This is a genomic window from Leifsonia sp. 10L418 (assembly GCF_056395445.1).
On sequence record NZ_JBFTJN010000013.1, the window covers coordinates 25,805 to 46,357 of the forward strand.

The 20,553-nt window shown below is 66.3% G+C and carries 18 protein-coding genes, 2 rRNA genes and 1 pseudogene; 8 read left to right on the forward strand and 13 right to left on the reverse strand.

Annotated features, from left to right (window positions below):
* Positions 1 to 60: 60 nt before the first annotated feature.
* Genes AC1DCF_RS18915 through AC1DCF_RS18935 form a run of 5 tightly spaced genes read right to left on the reverse strand, consistent with a single transcriptional unit; the run spans position 61 to position 5,905 of the window.
* The gene (locus AC1DCF_RS18915) at positions 61 to 951 is read right to left on the reverse strand and encodes a phosphonatase-like hydrolase (protein WP_477212326.1); all 891 of its coding nucleotides are present in this window, start codon (positions 949 to 951) and stop codon (positions 61 to 63) included.
* A 7-nt stretch (positions 952 to 958) separates the two neighbouring features.
* On the reverse strand, positions 959 to 2,230 hold the full coding sequence (locus AC1DCF_RS18920) for an FAD-dependent oxidoreductase (protein ID WP_477212327.1): 1,272 nt from the start codon (positions 2,228 to 2,230) through the stop codon (positions 959 to 961).
* Positions 2,227 to 4,029 (reverse strand): PhnE/PtxC family ABC transporter permease, encoded by a 1,803-nt coding sequence (locus AC1DCF_RS18925; RefSeq protein ID WP_477212328.1) that lies wholly within the window; start codon positions 4,027 to 4,029, stop codon positions 2,227 to 2,229. The genes AC1DCF_RS18920 and AC1DCF_RS18925 overlap by 4 nt, the downstream gene beginning before the upstream one ends.
* A complete protein-coding gene (gene phnC, locus AC1DCF_RS18930; RefSeq protein WP_477212329.1) occupies positions 4,026 to 4,916 on the reverse strand; it encodes a phosphonate ABC transporter ATP-binding protein in 891 nt (296 codons plus the stop codon). The genes AC1DCF_RS18925 and phnC (AC1DCF_RS18930) overlap by 4 nt, the downstream gene beginning before the upstream one ends.
* Before the next feature lie 53 nt (positions 4,917 to 4,969).
* Positions 4,970 to 5,905, reverse strand: a complete 936-nt coding sequence (locus AC1DCF_RS18935; protein ID WP_477212330.1) for a phosphate/phosphite/phosphonate ABC transporter substrate-binding protein — start codon at positions 5,903 to 5,905, stop codon at positions 4,970 to 4,972.
* A 221-nt stretch (positions 5,906 to 6,126) separates the two neighbouring features.
* On the opposite strand from AC1DCF_RS18935, the gene purL reads away from it, so the two are divergent.
* Both purL and AC1DCF_RS18945 read left to right on the forward strand, forming a co-directional pair.
* Positions 6,127 to 8,448: a phosphoribosylformylglycinamidine synthase subunit PurL gene (gene purL / locus AC1DCF_RS18940; RefSeq protein WP_477212331.1), complete on the forward strand. Its 2,322-nt coding sequence runs from the start codon at positions 6,127 to 6,129 to the stop codon at positions 8,446 to 8,448.
* A 368-nt stretch (positions 8,449 to 8,816) separates the two neighbouring features.
* On the forward strand, positions 8,817 to 9,713 hold the full coding sequence (locus AC1DCF_RS18945) for a DUF559 domain-containing protein (RefSeq protein ID WP_477212332.1): 897 nt from the start codon (positions 8,817 to 8,819) through the stop codon (positions 9,711 to 9,713).
* Between the two features lie 146 nt (positions 9,714 to 9,859).
* Here the strand turns inward: AC1DCF_RS18945 and AC1DCF_RS18950 are convergent, their stop codons facing one another.
* On the reverse strand, positions 9,860 to 10,549 hold the full coding sequence (locus tag AC1DCF_RS18950; RefSeq protein ID WP_477212333.1) for an amino acid deaminase: 690 nt from the start codon (positions 10,547 to 10,549) through the stop codon (positions 9,860 to 9,862).
* Between the two features lie 227 nt (positions 10,550 to 10,776).
* On the opposite strand from AC1DCF_RS18950, the gene AC1DCF_RS18955 reads away from it, so the two are divergent.
* The 6 genes from AC1DCF_RS18955 (at position 10,777) to AC1DCF_RS18980 (ending at position 16,093) form a co-directional block, all read left to right on the forward strand.
* On the forward strand, positions 10,777 to 11,574 hold the full coding sequence (locus AC1DCF_RS18955; protein ID WP_477212334.1) for an HAD family hydrolase: 798 nt from the start codon (positions 10,777 to 10,779) through the stop codon (positions 11,572 to 11,574).
* A gap of 125 nt (positions 11,575 to 11,699) precedes the next feature.
* Positions 11,700 to 12,677, forward strand: a complete 978-nt coding sequence (gene phnD, locus AC1DCF_RS18960; RefSeq protein ID WP_477212335.1) for a phosphate/phosphite/phosphonate ABC transporter substrate-binding protein — start codon at positions 11,700 to 11,702, stop codon at positions 12,675 to 12,677.
* 162 nt (positions 12,678 to 12,839) lie between these two features.
* Entirely contained in the window at positions 12,840 to 13,595 is a 756-nt protein-coding gene (phnC, locus tag AC1DCF_RS18965) for a phosphonate ABC transporter ATP-binding protein (RefSeq protein ID WP_477212343.1), read from the forward strand.
* Complete coding sequence (gene phnE, locus AC1DCF_RS18970; RefSeq protein ID WP_477212336.1) at positions 13,592 to 14,386, forward strand: phosphonate ABC transporter, permease protein PhnE; 795 nt, start codon at positions 13,592 to 13,594, stop codon at positions 14,384 to 14,386. The genes phnC (AC1DCF_RS18965) and phnE (AC1DCF_RS18970) overlap by 4 nt, the downstream gene beginning before the upstream one ends.
* Entirely contained in the window at positions 14,383 to 15,249 is an 867-nt protein-coding gene (gene phnE / locus AC1DCF_RS18975; RefSeq protein ID WP_477212337.1) for a phosphonate ABC transporter, permease protein PhnE, read from the forward strand. The genes phnE (AC1DCF_RS18970) and phnE (AC1DCF_RS18975) overlap by 4 nt, the downstream gene beginning before the upstream one ends.
* Positions 15,233 to 16,093: a MurR/RpiR family transcriptional regulator gene (locus AC1DCF_RS18980; protein ID WP_477212338.1), complete on the forward strand. Its 861-nt coding sequence runs from the start codon at positions 15,233 to 15,235 to the stop codon at positions 16,091 to 16,093. Before phnE (AC1DCF_RS18975) ends, AC1DCF_RS18980 begins: the two co-directional genes overlap by 17 nt.
* Here AC1DCF_RS18980 and AC1DCF_RS18985 read toward each other — a convergent pair whose 3' ends face one another.
* The 7 genes and pseudogenes from AC1DCF_RS18985 to rrf (AC1DCF_RS19015) all read right to left on the reverse strand — a co-directional run bounded on the left by AC1DCF_RS18985 (position 16,094) and on the right by rrf (AC1DCF_RS19015) (position 20,551).
* Entirely contained in the window at positions 16,094 to 17,026 is a 933-nt protein-coding gene (locus AC1DCF_RS18985) for an SDR family NAD(P)-dependent oxidoreductase (RefSeq protein WP_477212339.1), read from the reverse strand.
* A gap of 152 nt (positions 17,027 to 17,178) precedes the next feature.
* Positions 17,179 to 17,472: pseudogene (locus AC1DCF_RS18990) on the reverse strand (chorismate mutase); the annotation flags it as partial.
* A 9-nt stretch (positions 17,473 to 17,481) separates the two neighbouring features.
* Positions 17,482 to 18,438, reverse strand: a complete 957-nt coding sequence (locus tag AC1DCF_RS18995) for a DMT family transporter (protein ID WP_477212340.1) — start codon at positions 18,436 to 18,438, stop codon at positions 17,482 to 17,484.
* 81 nt (positions 18,439 to 18,519) lie between these two features.
* Entirely contained in the window at positions 18,520 to 19,176 is a 657-nt protein-coding gene (locus tag AC1DCF_RS19000) for a GNAT family N-acetyltransferase (protein ID WP_477212341.1), read from the reverse strand.
* A gap of 62 nt (positions 19,177 to 19,238) precedes the next feature.
* Entirely contained in the window at positions 19,239 to 20,003 is a 765-nt protein-coding gene (locus AC1DCF_RS19005; RefSeq protein ID WP_477212342.1) for an alpha/beta fold hydrolase, read from the reverse strand.
* 163 nt (positions 20,004 to 20,166) lie between these two features.
* Positions 20,167 to 20,283 (reverse strand): 5S ribosomal RNA (gene rrf / locus AC1DCF_RS19010).
* Between the two features lie 151 nt (positions 20,284 to 20,434).
* Positions 20,435 to 20,551: ribosomal RNA gene (rrf, locus tag AC1DCF_RS19015) — 5S ribosomal RNA — on the reverse strand.
* Positions 20,552 to 20,553: the final 2 nt, after the last annotated feature.

Here is a 20,553-nt window from a genome sequence, read left to right on the forward strand (position 1 = left end):
CGAGACACGGGCTCGCTAGCGCTCGCACGCTCCTCGACCAACGGAGCTGGCTGCGACGGGTTAGCGCAGCCCGAGCAGGTCGGGCAGGTCGGCGACGCTCGTGATCACGGCATCCGCTCCCGCTTCCTCGAGCGCATCCTCGTCGTGTGCACCGCTCAGCACGCCGACCACGAGGCCGGCGCCGGCGTTGACACCCGAGAGCATGTCGCTCGCGGTGTCGCCGATGACGACCATGGCGCCAACGTTCGTCGTTCCGGTGCGGAGCAGTGCGGTCAGCGGCATGTCCGGGAACGGGCGGCCGCGCCCGGCATCCGACGGCGCCAGGGTCACGTCGGCGATATCGTGCCAGCCGAGGGCGTCGAGCAGGGCGTCGAGGGTGACCCGGGAGAATCCGGTCGTCAGCGCCACCTTGACGCCGCCTTCGCGCAGTTCCCGCATCACCTCAGCGGCGCCGGGAATGGCTTCGACCCCGACGGATGCGACCAGCTCGGAATACGCGAGCTCAAACGCTTCGTTGGCGCGCACCGCGGCATCCTCGTCGCCGGTCAATGCGCGAAACACCTCGATCTTCGACTGCCCCATGGTCTCACGCACATAGTCGATCGCTTCTTCGCGCTGTTCGGGGCTCGACGTTATGCCGGTGCGATCCGCTGCGAGCACGAATGCCCGTTCGACCAATCCATCGTCGCGCACGGTGGTGCCGGCCATGTCGAAGACGACGAGTTCGACCTCAACCGTGACTCCGCCTTCTTCGTCGGCTTCGTCGTCGATGCTGGCCTCAAACGCCTCGAGCACGAGCGCTTCGATGTCGACAGCGTCAACCTCGAGAGCGCCGGTACGCGCAACTCCACTGTCTCGCTTGGCCTTCTCGGGGTGGGCGACCGAGTTGGTCGCGTCGGCCTCGCCGGCCTGGTCGGTTGCGGGAACGATTCCGTCAAACGTGCTCATCATGTGCCTTTCAGAGTGTGGATCGGGGTGAAGAAAGCGTGGAGTCAAGCGCGCGGGCGCTCACCTGCTCGGCGAGGCCGAGGCCGCAGGTCATGCCGATGCCGGTGGTCGCGGCGACGAGGTGCACGCCCGGCTCGGGTTGCTCGATCAGAAATTCACTGGGTGCCGACGCGTACACGCCCTGCCAGCGTTCGAGCACCCGCGGACGCCCCACACCGAACAGCTCGGCGGCGAGACGCAGCAGCGCATCGAACGCGTGCTCGCTCTGGAAGGGCGTGATCGCGTCGCCCCGGTAGTGGGTGTCCCCCACGATCAGCGAGCCGTCGGGCAGCTGCGTGTACATCTGGTTGAGGTCGAGGGCGGCCAGCTCGGGATACTCCCGGTCGAGTCGTTCCCGCAGCACGGCGGCCGCCGGGGTGGCGTTGAACGCTCCGTAACGCACCAGCGACCAGCCGGTCAGCAGGGGTGCGACGAGCGGCATTCTCAGGTCGGCGGCGACGCGGAGCATGTCGAGGCCGCACCGACGGATGCCGTGATCGGTGGCGATCTCGGGATACAGCTGGTCGATGTCGTGGTTGACCGCCACGAAGACGGTCCCGGCGGTGATCGTGCCGCGCGTCGTCTCGACCCGGCCCGAACTCACGGCGGTGACCGCCGTGCGATAGCGAAATTCGACGCCCCGGCGCGCGAGGTAGGCCGCCAGCGCGCCGGCGGCCTGGCGCGGATCAGCCTGCAGGTCGTACGGCAGAAAGGCTCCGCCGACCGCGCTGCCGGGTGCGACGGGCATGCGCGCTTCGGTTTCGGCCGCGGTGAGGAGTTCGACCTCCGCCCGGTCGCCTGGCACCGCGGAGCCGGGCACAGGCACGGCGGAGCCGAGCACGTCGGCACCGGGCAACTCTGGGCCGGGCAATTCTGGGCCGAGGGTTCCGGTGCGTGCGGCCGCGCCGCGCGACTCCGCCAAGCCGCTCAAAACCTGCATCTCGTCGTCGTGCCGGGCGATCACGAACGTGCCTGATTCGCGCAGCCAGATGCCGGCATCGGTCGCCACGCTCAGCCAGATCTCGCGGGAGGCGAGCGCGAACTCGCGCGCCTGGCCGGCCTGCGGGGTGAAGCAGAGATGGCCGAAATTACGCACCGAGGCGCCGGTGATCTCGGCCGAGCGGTCGATCACGACGACGCGGAGCCCGCGGCGCACCGCTGCGAGCGCGTGGCCGAGGCCGACGATTCCCGAGCCCACGACGGCCACATCGAACTGCGATGAATTCACCGCGGTCCCGCTCATCGGAATACCCGGCGCATCCACATTGCAAGCCCTTCGACAACCAGAACGGTGACCAGAATCATCAGCACGATAGCCGTGACGAGGTCGTACTTCGACCCCTGCCCGGCGTTCAGCAAGTAGTAACCGACGCCGCCACCGCCGACGATTCCGAGGATCGTCGCCGCGCGAATGTTGGTGTCGAGCATGTAGAAGCCGTGCCCGATCAATGCTTTCATGCCCTGCGGCACGGTGGCAGCGGCGTAGACCTGGCTACGACTTGCCCCGGTCGCTCGCAGCGCCCGCTCCGGCCCCGGTTTCACTTCTTCGAATGAGTCGGCGATGAGTTTGCCGAGCAGCCCCACCCCGCCGAAGGCGAGCGCGATGGTGCCGGCCTGGGTGCCGAGCCCGGTCACGACGATGAGCACAATGGCGAGGATGATCTCCGGGATGCCGCGGATGATCACCAGTAGCAGCCGCATCGATGCGTGCACCGCGCCGTTCGGGGCGACGTTGCGGGCCGCCAATGAGCCGATCAGCAGTGAGAAAACGAGGGTGAGCAGTGTCGCGGCCAGGGCGATCGCGATGGTCTGGCCCATGGCGGCGAACAGGGTGGCCGCCCCGTAATTGCCGAAGCTCGGCGGCCAGAATGACGCGGCGATCTGCGGGATGTAGCCCCAGACGGTGAGCAGGTCGCCCCACTGGATGTTGCAGATCAGCACCCCGCCAACGACTACGGCGAGCGCGATCCAGCCCCAGGCGGTGTTGCGGATGCGTGCAGCATCCCACGGACGGTGAAGGGCAGCGGTGAGGGCGTCCGGACCCTGGGGCGCGGGCGCGGGGGCCGTTCTCTGGGCGTGCAGCTGAACAGTGTCGGCAGACGACGATCCGGAACGGGCCCGCGTGGCCGAACCCGCGGCTGCCTGCCGACGCCGGGATGCCGCGCGCAGCATCCGGTCGCCGAGCCCGCGCCCGGTCGGTGCTCTGCCGAGCATGGCGGTGCGCAGCACACTGGAGATGATCTCCATCAGCACGCACAGGCCGAAGATGACCAGGGCGATGCCGAGGCCGAGCGAGTAGTTCAGAGATTTGAAGGCGTGTGACATTTCCATGCCGAGGCCGACCACCCCGACATAGCCGAGGATGACCGAGCCGCGTAGGTTGATGTCGTTGCGGTGCAGCACCGTCGCCACCCACGACGGCAACACCTGCGGCAGCACGCCGGAGAAGAATTCTTGGAACCGGGTGCCGCCGGCCGCGCGGATCGCCAGACGGGGGCCCTCGTCGATCTGCTCGATCGCGTCGGCGAACATCTTCGAGATCATGCCGATCGAGTGGATGCCGATGGCCAGGATGCCGGGCAGCGAACCGAGTGAGAACATCAGCACGAAGACCATCGCGAACACGACGTCCGGAACGGCGCGGGTGAGCACCCCGAAGAAGCGGCCCGCCACTCGCCAGACCGGGCCGGGCGTGGTGTTCGAGGCCGAGATCCAGGCGATCGGAACCGACACGGCTGCTGCGAGGAGGGTGCCGGTGAGCACGAGGCCGACGGTCAAGGCGGTGAGGTAGAGCAGTTCGGCGGGTTCGGGAAAGCTGATCGTTCCGACGCGGGCGAAGAAGCGGCTGGCGTTGGCGGCGCTCTCCAGCATCTTCGGAATCGAGATGTCGATTCCGGCCAGCGAGACGGCGGAGGCGACGAGCAGCGCGACGATGGTCAGCCCTGCGGCGATGCGCTCGGGCGATACCCGGCGGCGCGGCGCTCGGGCGAGCAGCCCGGTCGGGTCCGATGCGCCGAAGCGCGCGGGGGCCAGCGCGGTCATCGGATCGACAGCTCGCTCGGGGTGCGGCCACCGGTCAGATCAGCGGTGAGGTCGCCGGCGAGTTCGCCGCTCGGTTCTGTCAGGTCCTCGGTGATGCCGAGCTCGGTTTGAATCGCTTCGAGCTCGGTGGTCGTGGTGGCGACGCGGCCGTAGATCTCCATCACTTCGCTCTTCGACAGCCCGTGGGTCGGCGTATCGAGCACGACCTGCCCATGTCGGAGGCCGACGATACGGTCTCCCCATGAAAGCGCGAGATCCACCTGGTGCAGGCTGCAGACAACGGTGAGGTTCTGGTCGGTGGCGATCTGACGGATGAGTGCCATCACCGCATCGCTCGACTCGGGGTCGAGTGAGGCGACGGGTTCGTCGGCGAGCAGAATCTTGGGGTCTTGCATGAGTGCGCGGGCGATGGCCACCCGTTGTTGCTGACCGCCGGAAAGGGTGTCAGCGCGCTGGTAGGCGCGAGCAAGCAGGCCGACCCGGTCGAGATGACCGAGCGCCGTGAGCTTGTGTGCGCGCGGGTAGCTCCACAGTCCGAGGCGTGGCCCGCGCAGGGTGCCGAGCGCGCCGGTCAGCACATTTTCGAGCACGGTCAGCGAGCCGACCAGTTCGAACTGCTGAAAGACGAAGCCGACCTGACCGCGCAGGGCGCGGAGGCGTCGCCCGGACAGCGACGACACCTCCTCGCCGAGCACGGTGACGGTTCCGCTGGTCGGAACCTCGAGTCCGTCGAGGTGCCGGAGCAGGGTCGACTTACCCGATCCCGACAATCCGAGCAGCACCACGATCTCGCCGGGATTCACCTGGAGCGATACCCCGTCAAGTGCAACGGTGTGGCCAAAGGTCTTCGTGACGTCGGCCACGGCGATGATCGGGGTGCTGTTCATGGTGAGTCTCAATTCGGATGGAGTCGATTCAGCGGGTCAGCGAGAGAAGGGGGTTAGCCCTGGCACTGGGTGGCGTTGGTCTTCTCGCAGATGTCGCGGATGGTGTCGTAGTAGGCGTCGTCGACCGGCTGGGTCTCGAAGAAGACGCTGCGGAAGGCATCCGAGTCGGCGCTGTCGATGCCGGCAGCGATGATCTGGTCGATGCTGACCTGCGCGAGGATCTCGGTCAGCTGTGCCTTCAAGTCGGCGGGAAGGGTGTCAGAGACGACAACCGGTGCGCCGGGAACCATCGTCTCGTCGATGACGGTCACCTTGTCGCTCTTGGCGACCTCGCTGTCCTCGGCGAATCCGGCGTCGCACTCCTTGCCTTCGCCGACCTTCTGAACGCTGACGTCGTGCTTGCCGGCGAAGACGGGGGTGACATCCTTCTCAGGGTCAACGCCCGCCTGCAGCAGGTTGTAGCTCGGGAACAGGTAGCCGGAGGTCGACGACGGGTCAACGAAGCAGACCTTCTTGCCCTTCATGTCGGCGATGGTCTTGATGTCGCTGCCGACCGGCACGATGGCCTGCGAGAAGTAGCCGGGCTCCTGGCCCTCTTCGGTGACGATCGACGAGACCGGCGTGATCTTCGCGCCGTTGTTCTTGGCGGTGACGTAGGTGAAGCCCGAGAAGGAGGCGACGTCGATCTTGCCGGCGATCGACGCTTCGATCAGCGCGGCGTAGTCGGTGGACTCGTGGTACTCGACGGTCTTGCCGGTCTTCTTGGCGATGTAGTCCATCAGCGGCTGGTAGTTGGTCTCGGTGTCGACCGAGTCGGGGACGACTCCGAAGACGAGGGTGTTCTCGTCGACGGCGAAGCTGACGGCGCTGGCGTCGTCAGTTGCACCATCCGCCGTACCGGTCGTCGGAGTCGCGGAACAGGCGCTGAGACCGGCGGCGAGCAGAGTCACCGCACCGGCGGCGATCAGGGTCTTGATGCTGAGTTTCATGAAGGGCCTTTCGAGCTACGAGGGCGAGAATACGAATGCTGTGTTCGTGTCCCCACGCTAAGCAGGCGCGCCTAACGCCGCCCCTCGAAAGGGTTACCGGCAGGTGAATCCCAGACGACGCGACTCATTTCCCACCGTGCACCGCCCCTCCAAAGCAGGCATGCCAGCCGGGTACACTTGAACGCGTCAGGCACCCGATTTCTCTGAGGAGTTCGCCACTCGTGACCGTTGTTTCCAATCCCTCCGTCCGTGGTGTCCCTGACACCGTCACCAACGCCATCGCCACGCCGGAGAAAGAGCAGCCGTACGACGCGCTCGGCCTCAAGCCCGATGAGTACGCCAAGATCCGCGAGATCCTCGGCCGCCGCCCCACGTCGGGCGAGCTGGCCATGTACTCGGTGATGTGGAGCGAGCACTGCTCCTACAAGAGCTCGAAGATGTACCTGCGCCAGTTCGGTGAGAAGGTCTCCCCCGCCATGAAGAAGAACCTCATGGTCGGCATGGGCGAGAACGCCGGCGTCATCGACGTCGGTGAGGGCTGGGCCGTCACCTTCAAGATCGAAAGCCACAACCACCCCTCCTACATTGAGCCGTTCCAGGGCGCCGCAACCGGCGTCGGCGGAATCGTGCGCGACATCATCTCGATGGGCGCCCGCCCGGTCGCCGTGATGGATGCCCTCCGCTTCGGTGCCATCGACGATCCCGACACCGCTCGCGTCGTGCACGGCGTCGTCGCCGGCATCTCCGCCTACGGCAACTGCCTCGGCCTGCCGAATATCGGTGGCGAGACAGTCTTCGACTCCGTGTACCAGGCCAACCCGCTCGTCAACGCGCTCTCGGTCGGCGTGCTCCGCCACGAAGACCTGCACCTCGCCAACGCCACCGGCCCCGGCAACAAGGTCGTTCTCTTCGGTGCCCGCACCGGCGGCGACGGCATCGGCGGCGCATCCATTCTGGCTTCTGACACCTTCAGCGAGGGCGGCCCGACCAAGCGTCCGGCCGTGCAGGTCGGCGACCCGTTCGCCGAGAAGGTGCTCATCGAGTGCTGCCTCGAGCTCTACCGCGAGAAGCTCGTCGAGGGCATCCAAGACCTCGGTGCCGCTGGCATCTCCTGCGCCACGAGCGAGCTGGCCTCCAACGGCGACGGTGGCATGTTCATCGAGCTCGAGAAGGTGCTGCTGCGCGACCCCAACCTCACCGCAGAAGAGATTCTGATGTCGGAGAGCCAGGAGCGCATGATGGCGATCGTCGAGCCGTCGAAGCTCGAGGGATTCCTCGCCGTCACGAGCAAGTGGGATGTCGAAACCAGCGTGCTCGGTGAGGTCACCGACTCCGGTCGCCTGATCATCAACTGGCACGGCGAAGAGATCGTCAACGTCGACCCGCGCACCGTCGCCGTCGATGGCCCGGTCTACGAGCGTCCCGTGGCCTACCCGACCTGGCTCGACGCGCTGCAGGCTGACACGGCATCCGTTTTGCCGCGCGCCCTCGACGCCGAGACCCTGCGCACGCAGTTCCTCGACCTGCTCGGCTCGCCGAACCTGGCCGACCCGAGCTGGATCACCAACCAGTACGACAAGTACGTGCTCGGCAACACGGCGCTGTCGTTCCCCGATGATGGCGGCATGATCCGCATCGACGAGGAGTCAGGTCTCGGCTTCGCCGTGGCCACCGACGCCAACGGACGCTACTGCCAGCTCGACCCGTACCAGGGCGCCCAGCTGGCCCTGGCCGAGGCCTACCGCAACGTGGCCACGACCGGCGCGGTGCCGGTCGGCATCAGCGACTGCCTGAACTTCGGCTCTCCCGAGAACCCCGAGGTCATGTGGCAGTTCGTGCAGACCGTTGAGGGTCTCTCCGACGGATGTCTCGAGCTGGAGATCCCGGTCACCGGCGGCAACGTGTCGTTCTACAACCAGACCGGCGATGTGCCGATCCACCCGACGCCGGTCATCGCCGTGCTCGGCGTGATCGACGACGTCGCCCGCCGCGTTCCGAGCGGCTGGCAGGACGACGGACACAACATCTACCTGCTGGGCACCACGTCAGTTGAACTCGATGGTTCGGCCTGGGCCGGCGTCGTGCACGACCACCTCGGTGGCCGTCCGCCGGCTGTCGACCTCGGCCGTGAGGCCGACCTCGCCGGTCTGCTGCACGCCGCATCGCAGGGTTCGCTCGTCGACAGCGCTCACGACCTCAGCGAGGGCGGGCTCGCTCAGGCCCTGGCCGAAGCCGTGCTGCGTTTCGGTGTCGGCGCCCGCGTCTGGATCGGTGACATCTGCGAGCGCGACGGGATCGACGCATCCGTCGCCCTCTTCTCGGAATCGACCGGTCGCGTGATCGTCTCGGTTCCGCGCGAAGACGACGTGAAGTTCCTCGGACTCTGCGAAGGCCGCAACTACCCGGTGCTGCGCATCGGCGTGACGGATGCCACGGCTCCCGGCATCGAGATTCAGGACCAGTTCACCGTCTCGCTCGACGAGCTGCAGGCCCGTCACCGCGGCACGCTGCCGGCGCACTTCGGGCCGGTCGTCGGGGGCTAACGCCTCCGCGTGCACACTCGCGCAACTCGCTGAAGGCGGGCTCGGCCTCGGCCGGGCTCGCCTTCGCGCTTTCTCGCGCGTACGCCCAAGTCGTCGCTTCCTCTTCCGTGGCGCCGACAGTTTGAGCGCAGCCGTGACGACGGTCGCGATCGGGCAGCCCTCGAGCAACCGCGCGTGCGCCCAATACGTCGCTTGCCTCGTCGGCCAGGCGACGATTTGAGCGCACAGGCTTCCCTGGATGGGAAGGGTGTGGATAACCCGAGCGGGAGCGCAGGGCACGCGCCACCATCGTGCGATGAGCAAGCCGACAAAGCTCCCCCTCGAGCTCCACGGTGTTCCTTTCGATGTGGCACTCGCTCAGATGCGGGGTGTCAGCGCCGAACGATTGCGTCGACGCGATCTCCGGAGTCCCTTCCACGGCATCCGCACCCGCCATCCGATCCGTTGCCGATGCCCCCGGCGAGAGCAGGTCGCCCCGGTGGCTCCGTCTGCGCGACGAATCCCGGCAACGCGCTCGCGAGTACGCGGTGCGGATGCCGACCGGCCAGTTCTTCAGTCATGTCACTGCCGCGCTCCTCCACGGACTACCGCTGCCGCTCCGCCTCCTCGAGCAGACCGACGTGGACGTGGGCACGAATCTGCGAACTCGTCGCAGGAAAGGGCGTGGCGTGCGAGGGCATTTGATACCGGCCGAGCACGCGCACGTGATCCTCGTCGATCAGCTCCCCGTCTCATCCGCCATCGATGTCTGGACTCAGCTGTCGGCCGTGCTCACCCTCGATGAACTGGTGATGTTGGGCGATGCGCTCGTTCGTCGGCACAAGCCGCTGGCCACCATGGAGGAACTCGCAGCGGCAGTCACGCGTCACACGGGCCACTCTGGAGCCCGACGGCTTCGAGAGGCGCTCACATTGGTGCGCCCTCGCACCGATTCGGCTCGAGAGACTCAGACTCGACTGCTCATTGTGCGGGCCGGACTTCCCGAACCGGAGGTGAACCCGGCCCTGACGAACCGATTCGGCGAGTTTCTGGCTTATGGCGATCTGGTCTATCGGCAGTACAAAATTCTGATCGAATACGACGGCGGGCACCATCGCGACGACGAGGTGCAATTCCACCGCGACATCGATCGACTCGATGCACTCATGGCGGAGGGCTGGCGTGTGATCAAGGTGAACAAGACGCACCTCGGGAGCGCCTCACACGCAACCGCCGAGCGAATTCGCCGCGCCCTCCTTGACGCCGGGTGGCGTCCCGGCGAGTGACACCGACCCGCCTCCGCGTTTCTAGGCGACTCATCGCCACCGCCGATACTCGCGCGTGCGCTCAAACCGTCGCGTGCCTCGGCAGGCAGCCGACAGTTCGAGCGCACGCGCCAGCTTCGTCGGCATCGGTCGCAGGTGTGGGCCGGCTAGGCGCGGCTGAGCGGCGAGCGCGCCGGCAGCGGGTCGGGCGCCGACAGCGCGTCGGGCGCCGGCAGCGGCAGTGCCGCGTTGTAGCGCATCCGCGGCTGATCCTGCTCGAGAGCAGCGAGTGACTCCGGCGAAACGGATGCCAGCGGGAACGTCGTGATCGCCCGCATCCGTTCACCGTCGTGCACGCCATAGAGAAGTGCCGCGGGAACAGGGTGCGCCGCGTCGAACACACGGTGCACGACGACCGTCCGGAATGACGGCCCGCGCCCGGTGGCCACTCGGTCGTCGAAGACCAGGATGTCGCCACTCTCCGGGGCCGGATTCTCCAGATGCGGCATCACCGCGTCGGTCACGCGTTGCAGCACGGTCTCTCCGGCGGCGGCCGCATCCGCCAGCAGGAACGCCTGCGCAGGCAGGCCGAAGGCGCGCGCCAAGTGGCCGCCTTCCCACCGCTCACGCTTGAGCCCATACGGCGTTTCAACCCGCGACAGCAGATAGCCGTAAACGTGAATCAGACCCGCGTTGCCGATCGGCCAGCGAGCGTCCACGCCCGCGGCGGCATGCAGCCGATCGAACTCGGCACGCTCGATGACCGGCACGCCGATGTTCTCGTCGACGACCGTCGACCAGCCCCACGCTGCGAACCGTCCGACCCGCGCATCCTGCACAATCTGCTCGAACATCACCTGACCATGTTAGGCAGCCGACGATCAACGGCCGACTCCGCGGTCGCCGGTCGCGCGGGAGACGCCGGGTCGACCCGCCATTCCTCTGGCATCGAAGCGCCAGGTACGCCTCCCGTTCACGGAATTGTTCACCCGCCCGTAACCAAAAGATAGTGATTTCGTCCATAGAGCGTGTCTACGGTGGACATTGCGTCCACGAGCTGCGTGGCCACACCGAAAGGATGAGCGTGACACTTCGCGATCGAGTACTGGTTTTCGACTTTGATGGGACGGTATCCCTCGGGCTCGGACCGGTTCGTTCGTATGCACGGTACATCGCGCAAGGACTGCCGATTGACGAGGCGCACGCCTTCCTCGCCGCCGTCGATGGCGGCTTGGCGCGGCCCTCTGGCATCCTCGTCACTGAAGCGCGGGCAGATTTCATCGGCACCGCCCAGACCGTCAACGGCACCCCGCCGATCGACGGGTACGACCTCGTTCGGCTCCTGTCGCTGCAGTTTCCCGTCACGGCGGCCGATCGCGACGCCGCCTATCTGCAGAGCCGGTTCGAGCTGGCCACGGATGCGGCACCCGTCATCGCCCCCCTCGGCCTGGCGGACTTTCTTGCCAAGGCCCGCGAGCATGCGCACCTGGTGCTCGCGACCAATGCCCCGGACATCCGCCTCAACGAGGCACTGGACGCCCTCGGGCTGGCCGGCGCCTTCGACGCCATCCATCCCTCGGTCGGCAAACCGGGCGGGCTCGACGCGATCCTCGATACCTGGCTCGACCGGGTCGGGGCAGGCCCATCCACCGCGAGCGAGCGCCGCGTGTCACCCGCTCACGCGCTGCTCAGCATTGGCGACGTCTGGCTGAACGATCTGGCGCCCGCCCACCGTCGCGGCGCGAGTACTGCCCTAGTCGGCGACAGTCCCGCCCCCGACGCGACACCGACATTTCAGGCCGAGCAGCTCCCGGAGCTGTACCCCGCGCTTTGCGCCTGGCTCACCGCTCCGGCCGTCGTTCCCGCCGTCGCAGCGCCCTAACCACCAACTTCACTCCCGCACGAACCCGCATCACCCGCACGACCCTCACTACCCGCTCCACGCCCCACCCGCATCACCCGCTCCACCACTTCCACCTGTTCCTCACCCCAAACAAAGGTAGACACGTGTTCACCAAGAAAGCCCTCTCACTCGTCGCGCTGGCGTCGTTCGCCGTGGTCACCCTGGCCGGCTGTTCGGCAACGACCACCGACTCGGCGGCGACGCCCGAAGCCGCCGCCGACCCCACCTCGCTGACCCTCGCCCTCGTCCCGTCGCAGGACCAGGCCGGACTCGTCGACACCGCCGCCCCCCTCACCGACATGCTGACCGAGGCACTCGGTATGCCCGTCACCGGCGTCGTGTCGAAGGACTACCAGGCCGCCGTCGAAGCCATGGGCGCCGGCCAGGCCCAGATCGGCTTCCTGCCGTCGCTGCAGCTGTGGCAGGCCAGCGACCGCTACGGCGCATCCGTCGTTCTGCAGACCGAGCGCAACGGAAACATCACCTACCCCGCTCAGTTCATGACCAACAACCCCGACAAGTACTGCGATGACACCCCCGTCGAACGTGACGGCAAGCTCTACTGCAACGGCGCGGATGCCCTCGCGGGCCCGGCCGGCCTCGACTCGATCACGAAGATCGCCGGCGCGAAGGTTGCCGTTCTCGGCCCGGGCTCGCCCGCCGGCTACATCTACCCGATGCTCGCCCTGAAGAACGCCGGGCTCGACACCGACACCGACATCCAGCAGATTCCCGTCACCGCCAACGACGCCTCGGTACTCGCCGTCTACAACGGCGACGCCGAGGTCGGCTTCAGCTTCTGGGATGCCCGCGACATCGTAATGAAGGACACCCCGGATGTCGGCCAGAAGGTCGTCGTCTTCGCACTCAGCACCGAAATCCCGAATGACGGCGTCGCCGTGACGAAGGACCTCTCGCCCGCCCTGCAGAAGAAGATCACCAACGCTCTCGCCGACTACTCCGCCACCGAGGAGGGCTCGAAGGTGCTCACCTCGATCTACTCGATCACCAAGCTCGCACCGGCCGACCCCGACTCGCTGAGCGTTGTCGCGGATGCCGCCACGAAGCTGGGTCTGCAGTAATCCATGACTCAGCAACACACCACTGCGGCGGCCGGGGCACACGCCCCGGCCGCCGCGCCGGCGGATTCAGCACGCGCATCAGCACACGCCTCACCCGCCTCGCCTCGCGCCTCCGTGCCGTCGTCACCAGCGTCAGACGGAGCCGCACCCTGGTCGATCCGGATGCGGGACGTCACCGTGCGCTACCCCAACGGCGTCATCGCGCTCAACAAGGTCTCGCTCGACATCAACGCAGGAGAGATGGTGTCGGTGGTCGGGCTCTCCGGTTCCGGCAAGAGCAGCCTGATTCGTACGATCAACGGCCTCGTTCCGATCACCTCAGGCACGCTCGAGGTCGGCGGACACCAGCTTCAGTCCGCGCGCGGCCGGGAACTGCGCCAGTTGCGCGGCGAGATCGGCATGATCTTTCAAAGCTTCAACCTGGCGAGGCGCACGAGCGTGCTCAATAATGTCTTGGTCGGCCGCCTCGCTCACACGTCGACCTGGCGCACCCTGCTCGGGCTGTACACGGCAGCCGACAAACAGATCGCCTACGAGGCGCTCAACCGCGTTGAGATCCTGGCGAAGGCCTACGACCGGGCATCCTCACTCTCCGGCGGGCAACAGCAGCGTGTGGCGATTGCACGGGCGCTGTCTCAGCAGCCGAAGCTTGTGCTGGCCGACGAACCGGTCGCCAGTCTCGACCCGCCCACCGCTCACGGCGTGATGCGCGACCTGCGGCAGATCAACCAGGAACTCGGCATCACGGTGTTGACCAACCTGCACTTGCTCGACCTGGCCAGGCAGTACGGCACGCGTCTGATCGGCCTGCGCGCGGGCGAAGTCGTCTATGACGGACCGGCGGCCACTGCGAGCGACGCGGTCTTCGAGGAGATTTACGGTCGCTCCATCCAGAACGAGGATGTGCTCGGCGCGTGAGCACGCTCGAACTGCCTCCGAAGCCACGCGGACGCTGGAAGCCGTGGCTTGCGCTTGCCGTCGTTCTCGTCATCACGACAATCACGCTCAGCCCGCAATGGGGCATCGCCTTCAGTTTTGACGCCATCGTGCGCAACTGGCAAAACGGTGCAGGCAAGATCGTCGAGCTGTTGCAGCCCGACTGGTCCTTCTTCCCCCGCACCATTCCGCCACTCGTCGAGACGCTGCAGATGGCGGTCATCGCCACGTTCATCGGTGCGGTCATCTCGCTGCCGCTCAGCCTCTGGGCCGCCCGGCTGACAAACCCGAACCGGTGGACCCGGGGTGCGCTGCGCACGCTCCTGAACGCCGTGCGCTCGATCCCTGACCTGCTCTATGCATCCATTTTGGTGGCCATGGTCGGTGTCGGGGCGCTGCCCGGAATCATCGCCCTCGTGCTGTTCAACGTCGGCATCATCGTGAAGATGGTGTCCGAGGCGATCGAGGCCAACGATGCCGGACCGCTGGAGGCCGGTCGTGCGGCCGGCGGCACCCAGCTGCAGATCAATCGCGCCATTGCGCTGACGGATGCGATGCCCGCGTTCATCAATCAGACCCTGTACGTGCTCGAACTCAACGTGCGCGCCTCGACGGTGCTCGGTCTCGTCGGCGCCGGCGGCCTCGGCTTGCTCATCGATGCCGTACGCACCTTCTACCGCTACGACCAGCTCTCGCTGATCATCCTGGAGATCCTCATCGTGGTTCTTGTCATCGACACCGTCAGCGACGCCATCCGACGGAGGCTCGTATGAGTCTCCTCACCCCCACGCGCCCTGCGGCGCCTCTGCCCACTCCGGAGTTGCACCACGCGCTGACCCTGCCGGCCAAGCCGGCGCGCTGGGGGCGGTTGGCTGCGACCGTGATCGTGACTCTGATCGTCGTTGTCGCGTTCTGGTCGATCGATATCAATTGGAGCAGACTGTCGAGCTTGCCGGCCGATGTCGTGCGCTATCTCTGGCTGATGTTCTCCAACCCCAACTGGGACAAGCTCGGCGAAGCCCTGTACCAAACCTGGCGTTCCGTCGAAATGGCCTGGGTGGGCACCGTCATCGGTCTGGTGATCTCCCTGCCGCTCAGCTTCCTCTCCGCTCGGGGTTTCGCCCCGGCTCCGACCCGATGGATCCTGCGGGTGCTCTTCGCCGTCATCCGCGCGGTCCCCGAGATCATCATCGCCATCATCATCCTCTCGGTCACCGGGCTGACACCGCTCACCGGGGCGCTCGCGCTGGCGGTGAACAGCATCGGCACGCTGGGCAAATGGGGCTACGAGTCAATCGAAGGGGCCGACCCCGGGCCGATCGAAGCGGTGCGGGCAGCAGGCGGATCGACCTCGCAAGTCATTCGCTGGGGTGTCTGGCCGTCGGTCACCCCCGAATTCATCTCGTTCTGGCTCTACCGATTCGAGATCAACGTGCGGTCATCGGCCGTTCTCGGATTGATCGGTGTCGGCGGCATCGGCGACATGCTCACCTCGTACACTCAGTATCGAGAATGGTCGACGGTCGGCGTTCTGCTCCTCGTCGTCGTGGTCGTGACCATGGCGCTCGACGCGGTGTCGGGCGCGATTCGCCGACGCATCACCGAAGGGGCAAAAATTCGTGAGCTGGACCGGTAACCCCGACGCATCCGTGACGACTCGCATCGCAACGGTGTTGAACTCGCTGAACCCGAGCGAACGAAGAGTCGTCGAACTCATCGTCGACGATGCGGAAGGCGTGCTCGAGCTCACCGCGCAGGAGCTGGCCGATCGCGCCAGTGTTGCGCGCTCGACAGTCATCCGCACTTGCCAGAGCCTGGGCTATCGCGGCTACCCGCAGCTGCGCGTCGCCCTGACGCGGCAGCTCGCCCAGTTCGGTGGTCGGACCGAAGATTATGGTGAATCGGCGCTCGGCCGCATCCGCTCGGACATCGACACCCTCGCCGCGTCGCTGTCCCAGATTGCCAGTGCGCTCACCGAAACCGCGGTTGAGCAGGCCGTCGTCACGCTGACCGGCGCGACCCGGCTCTTGGCGTTGGCCAATGGATTGTCGTCGCCGCTCGCATCCGACCTCGCGATGCGTCTCACCGCTGTCGGTCGTCCGACCGAGTTTGTCGCTGATTCGATCGGCCAACAGATCGCTGCGCGCCAGCTCGGTGCCACGGATGCCGCTCTCATCATCAGCGGCAGCGGCGCCAACGAGTCCAGCTTGAAGGCTGCTCGCTCGGTGCAGCAGACGGGTGCAGCGCTGATCGTGGTGACCTCGTTCGCGGCGTCGCCACTTGTCAGCCTGGCTGATGTGGCGCTCGTCGTCGCTCCGGCGCACGGTTCGTTCCGGCACGAGCTGGAACACACCTCGCGTGTCCCGCACGTCATCCTGCTGGAGTCGCTCGTCGAGGTGGTCGCGGTTCGTCTCGGTGAACGCGCGCGCACCACCCGGTCGTCGGTGCTCGAGATTCTGAGCGACAACCTGAGCGAGTAGCTAGACCGGGTATGCGACGCCCGCGAAATCCTCCGCACGCGCGAACAATCGGGCGGCAACCTCCCGGTCACGAGAGGTGCGCGTGGGCTGTTGCAGACTCGGCTGCCCCTTCGTCATGAAGCGCGGCCCGTAGTACTGGCCGCCGACCGCGGTCGGGTCGAGCACCGCACGCACAATGGGCCACGCGCCGCGATCCTTCCCCTGGGTGATCGGCGCCTGCAGGTTGTCAACGAATCGTTTCGCACGGCCGGGCTCGTTGACCCCACGGATGCCGGGCGTGCGTCCCGAGATCGAGTAGCCGGGGTGCGCGACCAGCGCTTGCACGCCCGCTGCCCCGCCCTGACCGGCGGCGCGAAGCCTGCGGTCGAGTTCGAACCCGAAGACCTGCATGGCAATCTTCGACTGCGCATACGCCGTCCACGGATTGTAGCGATCGGCCAGCTGCAGGTCGTCGAGCGAAGAGTCCATCAGCCGGCTGATCATGGAGCCGAGCGCGATCACACGGCTGCCGGGCGTCTCCACCAGACGCGGCAGCAGCGCCGCGGTGAGTGCGAAGTGGCCGAGAAAATTGGTGGCGAAGACGAGTTCGTTGCCGTCGACGCTGACCTCGCGGTGGCGCGGAGGATGCACGATTCCCGCGTTCAGAATCAATCCGTCGATCCGCGGCAACTCCTGCAGCGCTTCCACGGCTGAACGCACCGAGGCAAGATCTGACACATCGATCGACAGGTTCGACACGGCGGCGCCGGGCACCCGCCGGCGGATGGCAGCGACGGCGGCATCCGCCCGCACCGGATTGCGGCAGGCCAGCACGACCTGGGCGCCGGTTCGTGCGAGCTGTTCGCACGTGAAATAGCCGAGCCCCGCATTGGCGCCGGTCACAACGAAGGTCTGACCCGATGCGGAGGGAAGCGCGGTCGGGTTCCAGGTCACGAGGTCGGTCGTGACGGCGACGGATGCGGCACCGGGTGCACGCCTGGGTGCGGGGTCGGGTGCGGGGTCGCATCCGTTGCCGGAGCGGGTCGCGCGCTGGTGTTGTTGCCCTTGGTGACGTCGCCGGTGCTGGCGTTGCCGGTAGCCGCGCCACCCGCGATTTCCTCGTGGTGCTGAATCACTTCGGCGACGACGAAGTTGAACCATTTCTCGGCAAAGGCGGGATCGAGGTGTGCCCCCTCGGCCAGGGTGCGCAGGCGTTGCGTCTGCCGACGTTCGCGATCGGGATCCGTCGGAGGAAGCCCATGAGCCGCTTTCAGTCGGCCAACCTGTTGAGTGAACTTGAACCGCTCAGCAAGCAGGTGAATGAGAGCTGCATCGATATTGTCAATGCTCTGCCTGATGCTTGTCAGTTGTTCCAACGCTTCATGCTCGTCCTGTGCCATTCCTCGACACTAGCGCGCCCTGGCGAGGTCGGACGCCGTGCCTCGCGCAGCAAATCCCAGTCGTTTCTGGGTGAGCAGGATGCCGACCAGCACGAGACCGGCGCCGAGCGGTTCATGCCAGGAGAATCGTTCGGAGAGCACGAGCACCCCGAGCACTACCCCGACGACTGGTGTGACATAGGTGACCGTCGATGCGTTGGTCGGACCCCAGGCGCGCAGCACGTTGATGTTCCAGATGTAGGCGATTCCGGTACCGAGCGCCCCGAGCGCCAGCAGACCGAGCACGATCGGCCAGGTGAGGCTGACTGGGCTGAGTGCCAACACCGGAGTGAGCAGGAGCATGATCGCGCCGGCCAGGCCGATGTTCAGAAAGGCGAAGGTGGAACCGGCGATCGGGCGGCCGCTCAAATACTTACGGGTGTACCCAAAGGTGATTCCATACGAGATGGCAGCCCCGAGGCAGGCGAGCTGGCCCCAGAAGTCACCGGTGAGTGAGGAGTACTGCCAGGGCGCGATGATCACGAACACTCCCATGATGCCCACGAAGACGCCGATGATTTGGCTGCGACCGAGCTTTTCGACCCGAAAGGCGAGAGTCGCGAGCACCGCCGTCGTGATCGGGGTCACCGCGTTGTAGATGCTGGCGAGGCTCGATGACACGTATTGCTCGGCCCACGCGAAGAGCAGGTGCGGAATGACGCAACCGGTGATTGCGATCAGCACGAAGTGCAGCCAGACGACCGGCTCTCTGGGGAGCACCGGCCCGCCATTCACTCGAGGCCGGGTGGCGAGCACGATCAGCCCCAGCGTCAGCCCGCCGAGGATCAGCCGGGACCAGGCGACCTGGCCGAACGAGACACCCTCGAGCGCAACCTTCATGAAAAGAAAGCTGGAACCCCAGATGAGCCCCATGCCGAGAAACTGAAGGGTGATGGTGCTCGTGCGTCGCACTGGAATCTCACTCATCATCCGACAGTATCGTGGCTCACTCGGCCCAAGGATCGAGCGGCGGCCATCTGTCTGGAATGTGCCGAAGAATGGCTCGAATCAGGGCAGCGAGTGCGCCAACTCCCGGGTGCGGTAGGCGACCGGCTGTCCGTCGAACCGGTCAAGCCGGGCCAGCAAGCCGGCGCGTACCCGCGGCCAGTCGTCACCGACGACTGAGTGGATGGCGCTGTCCCGCCAGCTTCCGTCTGGTCGTTGCCGGTTGCGTCGCAGCACGCCCTCGAAAGTTGCACCGATGCCGACGATCGCCGCGCGGGAACGCTCGTTCACCGCATCCGCCTGGATCATGACGCGACCGAATCCGTGGTCGAACGCCAGACTGAGCAGCATCAGTTTGGCCTCCGCATTCACCGCAGTTCCCCAAACCCGCGGGTCATAGGCACTCCAGCCGAGCTGGGCCGATTCGTTATACAGATCAAGGTCGCCGAGCCCCGTCGCCCCGACCACTTCGCCATCGTGTGCGCCTCCGGTCACGCGAACCGCGAACGGGAGTCCCGCCCACGGGTAATAGCGTCCCGCCCACGCAATGAAGTCATCCCGATCCACGTGGAGTCCGGCAGGGCCGCCACCGAACCCGCCGGCGAAGACGGCTGGCTGCGCGATCGCACGATGCAGATCGGGCAGCAGTTCCGGGGTCAGCGGTTCGAGCGAGATGAATTGACCCATCAATGTGGTGGGCTCGGGGCGGAGGGCGTTCATACCAAAAATTCTCGCAGCACGAGGTGTCCTGTCGTTAACCGACAGGTGTCATTTGCGCCGTTTCAGACGAAGAAATCTCTCAGCACGGGCGCGAGCGCCTCGTCTGATACTCCGTGCGCTTGTCCCTCGACAACGCTCGCGCGCGCATCCGGGGCCGTCTCCGCAATCAGCCGGGCTGCGTTCGAGGCCCAGCCGGCACTCGCGCCGCCGAACAGGGCGAGAATCGGCTCCGGGATGCCCGCGGTCCAGTTCAGGTCGACGGCGCCGAGATCACTCAGCGTCAAGTCAGAGGGAAGAGTGTGGGCAATGGCCAACATGTCCGGCCAGAATGGCGCGTTCCTGATCTGTTCGGCAGCCTCCCGCGGCGCACCGGTGTTGACGATGAAGCGTAACGCCGCCTCTTCGCGGTCACCGGCAGCCAGCAGCTCGCGCACCTCCTCTGTAAAGGCTCCGGGAGATTCCTGCCCCGGAAAGAACGGAGGTTCGTACACGGCGATCTTCCTCATCGGCACGCCTTGCGCCGCAGCCCCGAGGGCCAGCGCGGCGCCGGAGGAGTGACCGTAGACGAAGGCCGACCCTCCTGCTTCGGCGATGACTGCGGCCAGGTCCTCATACTCGCGCTCCACCGCATAGCTGGGTGCATCACCGCTGTCCCCGCGCCCACGTCGGTCGTACTCGAAGATCGTGTAGTGAGGCGCCAAGACGTAGGACAGCGTTTTCGTCGTGAGACGGGTACAGAATGCCCCGACAACCATCACGATTGCCGGGCCGTTCCCCGTGCGGTCGAACGCGATGCGGGTTCCGTCTGTCGACGTGACGTGGTCCATTGGGATGCCTCCTCCGGCCGGCTGCTGCAGCCTCCTCAGGCTCACCCTACGCAGTGAGCCACCCCACCGGAAGAGAAGAAACGGATGCCCGGAGCAACAGCTCTGCACACCCACCGGTTAAAGCAAGAAAGCCGCCCCGAGGGGCGGCTTTCTCACAATGTTAGTCCGGCGGTGTCCTACTCTCCCACAGGGTCCCCCCTGCAGTACCATCGGCGCTGAGTGTCTTAGCTTCCGGGTTCGGAATGTGACCGGGCGTTTCCCACTCGCTATGGCCACCGAAACAGCACATAGTTGATATGTCATAAGCCTACACGGCTTCGGCCGGGCCTCTGACCGCGGCCGTTTACCGCCGGCGAGTCCCGTTTTCGCGCCGGGTGGTTAACGCAAGAAAGCCACCCCGGGGGGTGGCTTTCTTGGTGTTGCTAAGTTAAGTCCGGCGGTGTCCTACTCTCCCACAGGGTCCCCCCTGCAGTACCATCGGCGCTGAGAGTCTTAGCTTCCGGGTTCGGAATGTGACCGGGCGTTTCCCTCTCGCTATGGCCGCCGAAAC